Source organism: Aeromonas sp. MTB (assembly GCF_056632455.1).
In genome coordinates, this window is the sequence record NZ_CP147026.1 from 4,327,264 (window position 1) to 4,340,061 (window position 12,798).

A 12,798-nucleotide genomic window follows, 5' to 3' on the forward strand; every position below is an offset into this window, starting at 1 on the left:
CCCGGCTCAGCTCCCCCAAGGGGATGGTCCGGGTCTTTTGTTAATCAACGACCAGGTTATCGAACATGATCAAGCTGCGTCCCATTATCTTCACCCTCGGGCTGGTGCTCTCCAAGCTGGCGCTCTTCATGTGGCTGCCCACCTTGCTGGCACTGCTCACCGGGTCAGAGGGATTTGTCGAGTTTCTCAAGTCCGTGCTGATCACCCACGGCGCCGCCCTGCTCTGCCTCCACTATGGTCGCAAGGCGGAGTTTCATCTGGGGGTGCGGGAGATGTTCCTGCTCACCACCTCGGTCTGGGTGGTGGCCTGCGCCTTCGGCGCCCTGCCCTTTGTCTTCATCACCCACATCAACTTCACCGACGCTTACTTCGAGACCATGTCGGGGGTGACTACCACGGGCTCTACCGTGCTCTCCGGCCTCGACAACATGGCACACAGCATCCTGTTGTGGCGTTCCATCCTGCAGTGGCTGGGCGGGGTCGGCTTTATCGTGATGGCGGTTGCCGTGCTGCCCTACCTCAACGTTGGCGGCATGAAGCTGTTCCAGACCGAGAGCTCGGACTGGTCGGACAAAAGCGCACCGCGTGCCAAGACGGTCGCCAACAACATCGTCGTGGTCTATCTGGTGCTCTCCATGCTCTGCTTCATGGCCTACTGGGCCAGCGGCATGAACATGTTCGAGGCGATCAACCACGCCATGACCACCCTCAGTACCGGCGGCTACTCCACCTCCGATCAATCCATGTCCCACTTCTCCAACTCGGCACACTGGATTGGCACCCTGTTCATGTTCCTCGGCGGCCTGCCCTTCCTGCTCTATGTGCAGAGCCTCAACCACAGGGACAACAGCCTGTTCAAGGACGCCCAGGTGCGAGGTTTCTTCTGGCTGGTGGTGTGGGTCACCGTCATCATGACCTTCTATCTGTGGGAGAGAGACCTGTTCGGCTTCTGGGATGCCCTGCGCATCAGCTGCTTCAACATCGTCTCGGTGCTCACCACCACCGGCTACGGCCTTGGTGACTTTGGCACCTGGGGGCCGCTCGCCAGCATCGTCTTCATCGTGCTGCTGGCTCTTGGGGCCTGCTCCGGCTCCACTGCGGGCGGCCTCAAGATCTTCCGGGTACAGGTGGCGTTTGCCCTGTTCAGAAAGCAGATGCGCCAGCTGATGCACCCCTCCGCCGTGTTCCCGCAGAAGTACAACGGCCGGACAGTCAATGACGCCATCATCCGCTCGATGATCTCATTCGTGCTGGCCTACTTCGCCATCATTCTGGTGATAGCCGCACTGTTGGGCGCCATCGGGCTTGACCCCCTGACGGCTATCTCCAGCTCCATCACCGCTGTCGCCAACGTCGGCCCGGGCATGGGCCCGGTGGTCGGCCCCAGCACCAACTTTGCCAGCCTGCCGGAATCGGCCAAATGGCTGCTGTCATTCGGCATGCTGCTGGGACGACTGGAGATCCTGACGGTCGCCGTGCTCTTCTTCCCCTCCTTCTGGCGCCAGTAATCCCTCACTGCAAGCCAGCAAAAAGCCGCAGCGTTCACCCGCTGCGGCTTTTTTATCTCACCCATCCCCACGACCTTCGCTCACCGCTCATCAGCCCCATTACCGGATGGCCTGAACGAGCTCATCAGGATGGCCAGAGCGGATCACTGACATAAAAAAACGGACCCAAACCAGAGGTTTGGGTCCGTTTATCAGTGAACCGTCAGCGGCCACGAAGGCTGCCGAGGCTCAGCACATGGCATTAACCACGGCCAGAGCGCTTGCGATCCAGCTCAGTCAGCAATTTCTTGCGGATACGGATGTTCTTCGGAGTCACTTCTACCAGTTCGTCGTTATCGATGAACTCGAGAGCCTGTTCCAGAGTCATGCGGATCGGCGGAGTCAGCACTTGAGCTTCGTCGGTACCGGAGGCACGCATGTTGGTCAGCTGCTTGCCTTTCAGGCAGTTAACAGTCAGGTCGTTGGAACGGGAGTGAATACCGATCACCTGGCCTTCGTACACTTCGGTCGCGTGACCGATGAACAGACGACCGCGGTCTTGCAGACCGAACAGGGCGTAAGTCAGTGCCTTACCGGTAGCGTTGGAGATCAGCACGCCGTTCTGACGCTCACCGATGCTGCCACCCTTGTGCGGACCGTAGTGGTCGAAGGTGTGGTACAGCAGACCGGTACCTGAGGTCATGGTCATGAACTCGGTCTGGAAGCCGATCAGGCCACGGCTCGGGATCATGAAGTCCAGACGGACACGACCCTTGCCATCCGGGGTCATGTTGGTCATTTCGCCTTTACGCAGACCCAGTTGCTCCATCACGGAACCCTGGTGCGCTTCTTCAACGTCCACAGTTACAGTTTCGAACGGTTCTTGCAGAACGCCATCAACGGTACGCAGGATTACTTCCGGACGGGACACAGCCAGTTCGTAACCTTCGCGACGCATGTTTTCGATCAGGATGGAGAGGTGCAGTTCACCACGACCGGATACACGGAACTTGTCCGGATCATCAGTCTCTTCCACGCGCAGGGCCACGTTGTGGACCAGCTCCTGGTTCAGACGCTCCAGAATGTTACGGGAGGTCACGAACTTGCCCTCTTTACCGGCGAACGGTGAGGTGTTGACCTGGAAGGTCATGTTCACGGTCGGCTCGTCAACGGAGAGCGGCGGCAGGGCTTCAACGGCACCGTTGTCACAGATGGTGTCGGAGATTTTCAGCTCGCCCAGACCGGTGATAGCGATGATGTCACCCGCTTGCGCGTCGGTAACTTCAGTACGGGACAGACCCAGGTAACCCAGCACCTGACCGACTTTACCGTTACGGGTCTTGCCGTCAGCACCAACGATGGTGACTTGCTGGTTGGTCTTGACGCGACCACGAGTGATACGGCCGATACCGATAACGCCCACGTAGGAGTTGTAGTCCAGCTGGGAGATCTGCATCTGGAACGCGCCTTCGGTGTCAGCTTTCGGGGCTTCCACGTTGTCGACGATGGCCTGGAACAGCGGCTCCATGTTCTCGGACTCGACGTCCTGATCCATGGTGGCCCAACCGTTCAGTGCAGAGGCGTAAACAACTTTGAAATCCAGCTGTTCGTCAGTCGCGCCCAGGTTGTCGAACAGGTCGAATACCTGATCCATTACCCAGTCAGGACGAGCACCCGGACGGTCAACCTTGTTGATGACCACGATCGGCTTCAGACCCTGAGCGAACGCTTTCTGGGTCACGAAACGGGTTTGCGGCATCGGGCCGTCTACGGCGTCAACCAGCAGCAGCACGGAGTCAACCATGGACAGTACGCGCTCTACTTCACCACCGAAGTCGGCGTGACCCGGGGTATCAACGATGTTGATGCGGTAGTCATTCCAGCGGATCGCAGTGTTCTTGGCGAGAATGGTGATGCCACGTTCCCGTTCCAGATCATTGGAGTCCATGATCCGTTCCTGGCCTTCCGTGGAGCGGTCCAGGGTGCCGGACTGCTGCAGCAGCTTATCAACCAGAGTCGTTTTGCCGTGGTCAACGTGCGCAATAATCGCAATATTGCGTAAATTCTCTAACATTCTCGCCTCAATCACCGGGTAAAATTGGGCGCTAATTGTACTCTTGCCTTTGTGATCTGCCTAGCAGAATTGCAGTACATTCGCGCATAACAACAGATCTGGATCATAGACCTCTCTGACAAACCCTGCTTAGATGGGCGGTGACCGTATTTCGCGCACCATTACAGTGCACCAAAACGATCCACCATCGCACTAAATTGATGCAACGCGAGTCGAGATCGCCTGATTTTGGGGAGCCTCTTCTGCGAGATTGCCCTGAAATCAAGCTGTCACAAACTTGGCACGATACTGGCTTATGTGAATACGACGACGCATTCACCCAGAGAGTTTTAACACCGGAGGTTACTTAGCATGTCAGCCCAGAACGTTTTGGCCCTGATCCAGGAACACGAAGTCAAGTTTGTTGATCTGCGCTTTACCGACACCAAGGGTAAAGAGCAGCATGTATCCATCCCTGCTCACCAGGTTGATGAAGATTTCTTCGAAGACGGCAAGATGTTCGATGGTTCCTCCATCGGCGGCTGGAAGGGCATCAACGAATCCGACATGGTACTGATGCCGGACGCAGCCTCCGCCAAGCTGGACCCGTTCACCGAAGAGACCACTCTGAACATCGTTTGTGACGTGCTGGAGCCTGCCACCATGCAGGGCTACGACCGCGATCCGCGCTCCATCGCCAAGCGTGCAGAAGATTTCCTGAAGTCCAGCGGCATCGCTGACACCGTGCTGTTCGGGCCGGAGCCGGAATTCTTCATGTTCGACAACATTACTTTCTCCAACACCATGGGCCACAGCTTCGTGAAAATCGAATCTGAAGAAGCCGCATGGAACTCCGGCACTGCCTATGAGCATGGCAACAAGGGTCACCGTCCGTTCGTGAAAGGCGGTTACTTCCCGGTTGCACCGGTCGACTCTTCCCAGGATATCCGCGCCGCCATGTGTCTGGTGCTGGAAGAGATGGGCCAGGTCGTTGAAGCTCACCACCACGAAGTGGCCACTGCCGGTCAGAACGAGATCGCTACCCGCTTCAACACTCTTACGCTGAAAGCTGACGAAGTACAGGTACTGAAGTACGTGATCCACAATGTGGCCCACGCCTACAACAAGACCGTGACCTTCATGCCGAAACCCATGTTCGGTGACAACGGCTCCGGCATGCACTGCCACCAGTCTCTGGCCAAGAACGGCGTCAACCTGTTCGCTGGCGACCTGTATGGCGGTCTGTCCGAGATGGCGCTGCACTACATCGGCGGTATCATCAAGCACGCCAAGGCCATCAACGCCTTCGCCAACCCGACCACCAACTCCTACAAGCGTCTGGTTCCGGGTTATGAAGCACCGGTCATGCTGGCCTACTCTGCCCGCAACCGCTCTGCCTCCATCCGTATCCCGGTGGTACCGAGCCCGAAAGCCCGTCGTATCGAAGTGCGCTTCCCGGATCCGGCTGCCAACCCGTACCTGGCCTTCGCAGCCCAGCTGATGGCCGGTCTGGACGGTATCATCAACAAGATCCATCCGGGCGATGCCATGGACAAGAACTTGTACGACCTGCCGCCGGAAGAAGCCGCAGAAGTGCCGACCGTTGCCGGTTCTCTGGACGAAGCCTTGGCCGCTCTGGATGCTGACCGCGAGTTCCTGACCCGTGGCGGCGTGTTCAGCGATGACTTCATCAACTCCTATCTGGAACTGAAACAGCAGGATGTTGACCGTGTGCGCATGACCCCGCACCCGCTGGAGTTCGAACTGTACTACTCCGTCTAAGTCTCAGCAGACTGGCCGTTTAAATCAGGTCAGCTTGCTTAATCGTGACAAAACCCGCCATCTGGCGGGTTTTTTCTCTGATAGGATTAAGCAAAATACCGTCAAGGAGAGATGGATGAACAACAAGCATGGCATAGGGGTGCTCAGCCTCCTGTTGCTGACCTCGTTCGGTACGGATGCGGCCAAGGTCTACTCCTGGGTCGATGGCAATGGCATCACCCACTACTCGGATGCGCCACCACCCGGCAAAAACGCCAAAGAGGTCGATCTGCGGGTCGCCCCGCTGCTGGGCAGCAGCGCGCCCAGATCGGTGCAGGTGGATAACTTCAACAGCCTGACCGGCGCCGATGCCAAGAAAGAGAAAGAGGCGGCCAAGCTGACCATCGAACTGCTCTCCCCGGAACAGGGCAGCACCCTGCGCGACAACACAGGCAACATCGTCTTTCAGGGCACCATCAGCCCCAAACCTCCGACCCAGTATGATGTGCGCCTGACCCTGGATGGCAAAGCCGCCCCCATCGTCAGCAACAGCCTCTCTGTCCGCGTCGAAAACGTCGATCGCGGCGCCCACGAGGCTCAGCTCGAGCTGCTCGCTAAAGACGGTACGATCCTTGCTAAATCCAGTGCAGTCACCTTTTACCTGCATAGAGCGAGCGTGACGCCGGCTCCCAAACCCACCCCCAAAGCCGACTAGGGGTGATATAGCGCACCGATGCGGGTAAACTCTATGCACCATATCGGTGCATAACAGGTGTGTAGCACCGTTTTAGGGAGAAACCTGTGCCAACCCGCTCGGACAACGCCAAAACACTCTTGGATAATTTGCTGACCGCCGTGATCCTGATGGATGAGCGGCTCTGCATCCAATTCGTCAACCCGGCGGCTGAACAGCTGCTCTCCCTCAGTGAACGCAGGCTGATCGGCATCGAACTGCCCCATCTGCTGGAACATATCTCCCTCGATTTGCAGCGGCTCAAGCAGTGCCTCGCGTCAGGGCAAGGCTTTACCGATAGCGAAGTGACTCTGGTGGTAGAGGGAGAACCGCGACTGGTGGAGCTGAGCGCCACCCCGATGGCCGACCACGAACAGCGTCTGCTGGTGGTGGAGCTGCGCAAGATCGACCAGCAGAAGAAGATCAGCCAGGAGCAGCAGCAACATGCCCAGCAGCTGGCGGCCAAGGAGCTGGTGCGCGGGCTGGCCCACGAAATCAAGAATCCCCTCGGCGGCCTGCGCGGCGCAGCCCAGCTGCTGCAAAAAGAGCTGCCGGATCCGGCGCTGCGCGAATATACCGGCATCATCATCGAACAGGCCGATCGGCTGCGGGTACTGGTCGATCGGCTGCTCGGCCCCCAGCGCCCCGGCCGTCACCAGATGCACAATGTCCATTCGGTGCTGGAACAGGTACGCCGACTGGTGGAGCTCGAACTCCCTCCCTTTGTTCGCATCGAACGAGATTACGATCCCAGCATCCCCGAATTCGAGATGGAGCCGGATCAGCTGCAGCAGGCGTTTCTCAACATAGTGCGCAACGCGGCCGAAGCACTGGGCGATCAGACCGGGCTTATTCGTATCAAAACCCGTACTGCATTCCAGATCACCATCCACGGTCAGCGTTACCGGCTGGCAGCGGAGATCAAGATCATCGACAACGGCCCCGGCATTCCCGATGCCATTCGCGACACCCTGTTCTACCCGATGATCACCGGCAAAGAGGGGGGAACCGGGCTCGGCCTCTCCATCGCCCAGAACCTGATCGACCAGCACAAGGGGCGGATTGACTGCATCAGCTGGCCGGGTCACACCGAATTCACCATTTTTCTACCGCTTCGCAAGTAAGGGAACCCCATGACCGCCAAAGTGTGGATCGTCGATGACGACAGTTCTATCCGCTGGGTGCTGGAGCGCACTCTCGGCAGCGAAGGCTTCAACTGCGAGAGCTTTGCCGATGGCGAAGCCCTGCTGCACGCCCTTGAGCTGCGCTCGCCCGATGTCATCCTCTCCGATATCCGGATGCCCGGCATCGATGGTTTGAGCCTGCTGGAGCAGATCCATCGCCGTCAGGCCGATCTGCCCATCATCATCATGACCGCCCACTCGGACCTCGACAGCGCGGTCAACGCCTACCAGCGCGGCGCCTTCGAGTACCTGCCCAAGCCGTTCGACATCGACGAAGCGGTTACCCTGGTGCGCCGCGCCGAGAATCACCTCAAGGAGCAGCGCACCAAGCGCAAGTCTCGTCAGCAAGAGACCACCGCCACTCCCGAGATCATCGGTGAAGCACCGGCGATGCAGGAGGTGTTCCGCGCCATCGGCCGCCTGTCACGCTCCAGCATCTCGGTGCTGATCAACGGTCAGAGCGGTACCGGCAAGGAGCTGGTCGCCCACGCCCTGCACAAGCACAGCCCGCGCGCCCACAAAAACTTCATCGCCCTCAACATGGCAGCCATCCCCAAAGATCTCATCGAATCTGAGCTGTTCGGTCACGAGAAGGGGGCCTTCACCGGCGCCAACAACATCCGCCACGGCCGCTTCGAACAGGCCGACGGCGGCACCCTGTTTCTCGACGAGATCGGCGATATGCCGCTGGATGTGCAGACCCGACTGCTGCGGGTCTTGGCCGATGGCCAGTTCTACCGGGTCGGCGGCCACCAGCCGGTGCAGGTGGATGTACGGATCATCGCAGCCACCCACCAGAATCTGGAGAAACGGGTCGCCGATGGCGAGTTTCGGGAAGACCTGTTCCACCGTCTCAACGTCATCCGCATCCACATCCCCGCCCTCAAGGAGCGCCGTGAGGATATCCCCCAGCTGGCCCGTCACTTCCTGCTGCGCGCAGCCAAAGAGCTGAATGTCGAGGCCAAGAGCCTGCACCCGGATACCCAGGCCTATATCAGCCGACTGCCCTGGCCGGGCAACGTGCGCCAGCTGGAGAACGTCTGCCGCTGGCTTACCGTGATGGCCTCGGGGCAGGAGGTTCTGGTGGGCGATCTGCCTGCCGAGCTGCTCACCCCCATCACCCACAACGCCGAACCGGGTCAACCGGCGTTGCCCGGTTGCTGGCAGCAACAGTTGCAGGAGTGGGTGGCCAGCAAGCTGGCGCTGGGAGAGACAGACATCCTGGCCGATGCCATGCCCCAGTTCGAGCGGATCATGCTGGAGACGGCGCTGGAACACACCCACGGCCACAAGCAGGAGGCGGCGCGCCTGCTCGGTTGGGGCCGCAACACACTCACTCGCAAGCTGAAGGAACTCGATCTCTCCTGAGTCCCGGGGAAAAACGATTTCCATCACGCCCTGACAAATCACCGTCCGCCATAACCCCGTTTAACCATAAACGGGGTATCTTTTTTGAAAGCCCCGCCTAGAATGGCAGGCTTTCAAACCTGACTCGACGAGGGCGCCCCCATGATTGACAGATCTCTCCCCCTGACCGACCTGCACCGCCATCTGGACGGCAACATCCGCCCGCAAACCATCCTCGAGCTGGGTCGCCAACACAATATCCAGCTGCCCGCCTTCGAGCTGGAAGTGCTGCGTCCCCACGTGCAGATCGTCGAGAACGAGCCGAGTCTGGTTGCCTTTTTGAAGAAGCTGGATTGGGGCGTGGCCGTGCTGGCTGACTATGAGGCCTGCCGCCGGGTCGCCTACGAGAACGTGGAAGATCTGCTGCGCGCCGGTATCGACTATGCCGAGCTGCGCTTCAGCCCGGCCTATATGGCAATGGCCCACAAGCTGCACCCGCAGGGCGTGGTGGAAGCCATCATCGACGGCGTGGCCGCGGGCAGCCGCGATTTCGGTATCAAGACCAACCTGATCGGCATCATGAGCCGCACCTTCGGCACCGAGCAGTGCAATCAGGAGCTGGCCGCCTGTCTGGCTCACCGCGACAAGCTGGTCGCCATCGATCTGGCCGGTGACGAGCTGGGCTTCCCGGGCGAACTCTTTGTCGACCACTTCCGCAAGGTGCGTGATGCAGGCATGCGCGTCACCGTACACGCCGGTGAAGCCGCTGGCCCCGAGAGCATGTGGCAGGCCATTCGCGAGCTGGGCGCCGAGCGCATCGGCCACGGCGTCAAAGCGATTCAGGATCCGGCCCTGATGACCTATCTGGCCGAACACCGCATCGGCATCGAATCCTGTCTCACCTCCAACGTCCAGACCACCACAGTGGCGAGCCTGACCGAGCACCCGATCCGCCAGTTCCTTGCCGCCGGTGTGCTGGCCTGCCTCAACACCGACGATCCGGCAGTGGAAGGGATCGACCTGCCCCACGAATATGAGGTGGCCGCTCCGGCCGCTGGCATGACGGCGAGCGAGATCCGCACCGCCCAGCAGAACGGCCTGACCCTGGCCTTCCTGAGCGATAGCGAGAAAGCCGAGCTGAGCGCCCGCGCCGCCAGCCGCTGATCCACACCGGCACTGCAAATAGAAACGGCCCACTTCGGTGGGCCGTTTGCTTTGCGGATTTCTGATGATGAGTAAGCACTGGGCCAGCTGGCAGATAGCAAAAGACCCAAACAGTGTTTGGGTCTTTTGCTGATGTCGGCGCAGGTAGAAACTACTCCCGCTCCTTGTCACGATCCAGCGCCCGCTCCACCAGCGGCTCGGGCAGGGTCTTGGTCACCTCCACCCCCAGCTCGCGGAAACGCTCGACCTGGGCAATCAGGTTGCCACGGCCGTTGACCAGCCGCCCCATCGCCTTGTCGTAGCTCTCCTGCGCCTTGTGCAAGCTGCCGCCCATCTGCTGCATCTCCTCGACAAACAGCCGCAGCTTTTCGTAGAGGCGACCGGCCCGCTCGGCAATCTGGCGGGCATTCTGGTTCTGCCGCTCGTAGCGCCACAGGTTCTCGATGGTGCGCAGCGCTACCATCAGGTTGGTGGGGCTCACCAACAGGATGTTGTTGTCGAGACCGTAACGCACCAGCGAGGGATCGGCCTCCATCGCGGTGAGGAAGGCGGGCTCCACCGCCACGAACATCAGCACATAGTCGAGGGTGCGCACTCCGGGCAGCTGCTGGTAATCCTTGCGACCCAGCTCGCGGATATGGTTGCGCACCGAGGCGACGTGCTCCTTGAGCGCCACCGCCTTCTCCAGCTCGTCCTCGGCGTTGTACCAGCGCTCGTAGGCGGTCAGCGACACCTTGGCGTCGATGATGATGTCCTTCTCCTGCGGCAGGTGGACAATCACGTCGGGCTGGTAGCGCTTGCCCTTCTCCACCTCGATATTGACCTGGGTGTGGTACTCGTGGCCCTCGCGCAGGCCGCATTCGCTGAGGATCCGCGCCAACACCACTTCCCCCCAATTGCCCTGCTGCTTGCTGTCACCCTTGAGGGCGCGGGTCAGCGCCGCCGCCTCTTCGGTCATGCGGGCGTTGAGCTCGGCGAGACGTTCCAGCTCGAACTTGAGGCTGTGGCGCTGGGCCGTCTCCTGAGCATGAGTCTCGCCTACCTGACGACGAAAGCCCTCCAGCTGCTCTTTGAGCGGTGTGAGCAGCAGATCGAGGCTGTTCTGGTTCAATTCGCGGAAGTTGCCGGAGTTTTGCTCGAAGATCCGGTTGGCGAGGTTCTCGAACTGCTGACTGAGGCGCTGCTCCGCCTCCTGCTGCAGTTGCAGCTTCTCGGCGGCGGCCAATCGTTCGCTGCGCAGGGTCGCTTCCGCATCCTTGAGGCGGGCGGTGAGCTTGATCAGCAGTGTCTGCTGCTGATCAAGCTTCTGCTGGCCCTGCATCCGCTCATCCTGCAACTCGTCGAAGCGATCCTGCAGCGCCTGATAACGCTCCTGCGCCAGCATCAGCTCCTGAGCCTGCGCCGTGGCGGCCCGTCGCCCGATCAGCCAGCCAAGCCCGAGGGCCAGCACGGCGGTGGGCAGCAAGATCCCCCAGAGCCCGGGGTCGATCATTTGCGGCTCCGCTGACGCAGGAAGAGTTCGAGATAGCGGTTAACCAGGATCCAGAGCACCACGTAGATAAGGTAGGCGGCCAGCACCACCCACTTGTGGGTGTTGACGCCGGTATCGAGCTCGGCGAACTCGATATCCTTGATGCGGCAGTAGGCCCACATCAGCAGGGGAAAGACATAGAGCAGGGACGCACGCCAGAGAAATAGCCACATATGATTTCATTCAACCACGTAAAAAGACCCGCCTAGCTTACACAAGGGCAACTGTGCTTGCGATCCTGACGGCCGCTATTCTCTGGCCTGCTTGCCGAAACTTCGATAAAATTAACCCCTAATAGGTATCAGGGGCGAGCATGACTCACTATTTCCTCCGTTGGCTGACACAAGGTTGGCAAGCTTCCCGCAAGCCCGCCGTGGTTTGCCATGAAGCGCGCCCGCCGTGGGCCATCGAGGAGTCCCAGTACCTCTCCCTCTGCACCCGCTGTGGCGAGTGTTTCAAGGCCTGCCCGCGCGGTCTGCTCAAACCGGCCACCCAGGAGGAGTACGAGGGGAGCCCCATCGCCGGTACGCCGGTGCTCGATCTTGCCTGCGGCCAGTGCAGCTACTGCGGCAGCTGCGCCAGAGCCTGTCCCACCGGCGCCCTCGATCTGCAACTGGGTCGACAGGTGCAGACCCGGGTCCAGATTGAAGAGAGCTGTCAGGCACGGCAGGGCTTCTACTGCCTGCTCTGTGAAGATGCCTGCCCACAACAGGCGATCAAGGCCACCGCCGACGGCATCAACGTCAATATGGATGCCTGCAATGGCTGCGGTGCCTGCGGCCTCGCCTGCCTGCACGGCGCCATCACCCTGATCCGCCAGCCAGGCAGTCGTTAAAAACCATCTGCGTACAAAAGCAAAAGGGGCCATCAGGCCCCTTTCACATCTTGTTCGTTATCCCGCGCCCCGTCAGGCCATGGTCACAATCGTCTCTTGCTCGATACCCAGCAGGTGGCAGAGACGGTTGGGATCGCGCACCGCATCGGCCAGGGTGTACTCGCCCAGCACTTCGAGAAAGGCGTTCATGGCGCGACGCAGAATGCCCTGAATACGGCAGCCGCCGGAGAGACGGCAGTTCTCCCGCTTGCAATCGACCGGACAGAGCACATGCTCCATGTCCATCACCACATCCCGCAAATTGATGGAGACCGCCGAGCGACCGAGCCGGATGCCACCGTGCTTGCCGCGTACCGTCTCGATGTACCCCTTGATGCCAAGCTGGTGCACAATTTTGACCACGTGGTTGCGAGAGATGCCGAAGGTATCGGCCACTTCGGTAATGGTCGACAGACGATCCCCCGGCTGAACCGCCAGGAAGGTCAGGGTACGCAGGGCGTAGTCGGTAAATCGTGTCAGTTGCATGGTCGCACTTGCCTCTTACTACAAGCCAGGAATCAGGACGACAACGTTGAGCTAAGAGGCAGGAGACAACCGGTTTGCCTCTGTTTGCCCATTGGTTCGCCAGAGGGGGGCCTGTCTCTTAATCTGAGTTGCGGAGTGACAGGTTAAGAGCAGCACAACCGGGTGTCGATGAAGATGC

General features: G+C 60.0%; 11 protein-coding genes. 7 read left to right on the top strand and 4 right to left on the bottom strand.

The features are described from left to right. The first annotated feature begins 65 nt into the window (after positions 1-65). Positions 66-1,508 carry a TrkH family potassium uptake protein gene (locus WBR25_RS19855; protein WP_005341967.1) on the top strand — a complete coding sequence of 481 codons (1,443 nt, stop codon included), beginning with the start codon at positions 66-68 and terminating at the stop codon, positions 1,506-1,508. A 241-nt stretch (positions 1,509-1,749) separates the two neighbouring features. On the opposite strand, the gene typA is transcribed toward WBR25_RS19855, so the two are convergent. Further along, positions 1,750-3,561, bottom strand: a complete 1,812-nt coding sequence (gene typA, locus WBR25_RS19860) for a translational GTPase TypA (protein ID WP_201947321.1) — start codon at positions 3,559-3,561, stop codon at positions 1,750-1,752. 351 nt (positions 3,562-3,912) lie between these two features. Between typA and glnA the strand changes: the two genes are divergently transcribed. The 5 genes from glnA (at position 3,913) to add (ending at position 9,729) form a co-directional block, all read left to right on the top strand. Beyond that, complete coding sequence (gene glnA, locus WBR25_RS19865) at positions 3,913-5,322, top strand: glutamate--ammonia ligase (protein WP_005339672.1); 1,410 nt, start codon at positions 3,913-3,915, stop codon at positions 5,320-5,322. Between the two features lie 115 nt (positions 5,323-5,437). Further along, positions 5,438-6,016, top strand: coding sequence for a DUF4124 domain-containing protein (locus WBR25_RS19870; protein ID WP_005339670.1), 579 nt, complete (start codon positions 5,438-5,440; stop codon positions 6,014-6,016). 86 nt (positions 6,017-6,102) lie between these two features. Further along, the gene (gene glnL / locus WBR25_RS19875; protein WP_456519656.1) at positions 6,103-7,158 is read left to right on the top strand and encodes a nitrogen regulation protein NR(II); all 1,056 of its coding nucleotides are present in this window, start codon (positions 6,103-6,105) and stop codon (positions 7,156-7,158) included. Positions 7,159-7,167: 9 nt separating this feature from the next. Next, positions 7,168-8,586, top strand: coding sequence for a nitrogen regulation protein NR(I) (gene glnG, locus WBR25_RS19880; protein WP_021231490.1), 1,419 nt, complete (start codon positions 7,168-7,170; stop codon positions 8,584-8,586). A gap of 141 nt (positions 8,587-8,727) precedes the next feature. After that, positions 8,728-9,729 (top strand): adenosine deaminase, encoded by a 1,002-nt coding sequence (add, locus tag WBR25_RS19885; RefSeq protein ID WP_479749029.1) that lies wholly within the window; start codon positions 8,728-8,730, stop codon positions 9,727-9,729. Positions 9,730-9,880: 151 nt separating this feature from the next. Here the strand turns inward: add and rmuC are convergent, their stop codons facing one another. Both rmuC and WBR25_RS19895 read right to left on the bottom strand, forming a co-directional pair. Beyond that, positions 9,881-11,221, bottom strand: coding sequence for a DNA recombination protein RmuC (gene rmuC, locus WBR25_RS19890; RefSeq protein ID WP_429026680.1), 1,341 nt, complete (start codon positions 11,219-11,221; stop codon positions 9,881-9,883). Continuing rightward, entirely contained in the window at positions 11,218-11,433 is a 216-nt protein-coding gene (locus tag WBR25_RS19895) for a hypothetical protein (protein ID WP_005339659.1), read from the bottom strand. The genes rmuC and WBR25_RS19895 overlap by 4 nt, the downstream gene beginning before the upstream one ends. 140 nt (positions 11,434-11,573) lie before the next feature. On the opposite strand from WBR25_RS19895, the gene WBR25_RS19900 reads away from it, so the two are divergent. Next, positions 11,574-12,095, top strand: a complete 522-nt coding sequence (locus tag WBR25_RS19900; protein WP_005339657.1) for a ferredoxin-type protein NapF — start codon at positions 11,574-11,576, stop codon at positions 12,093-12,095. Between the two features lie 72 nt (positions 12,096-12,167). Here the strand turns inward: WBR25_RS19900 and WBR25_RS19905 are convergent, their stop codons facing one another. Then, positions 12,168-12,620, bottom strand: a complete 453-nt coding sequence (locus WBR25_RS19905) for an Rrf2 family transcriptional regulator (protein ID WP_005339654.1) — start codon at positions 12,618-12,620, stop codon at positions 12,168-12,170. Positions 12,621-12,798: the final 178 nt, after the last annotated feature.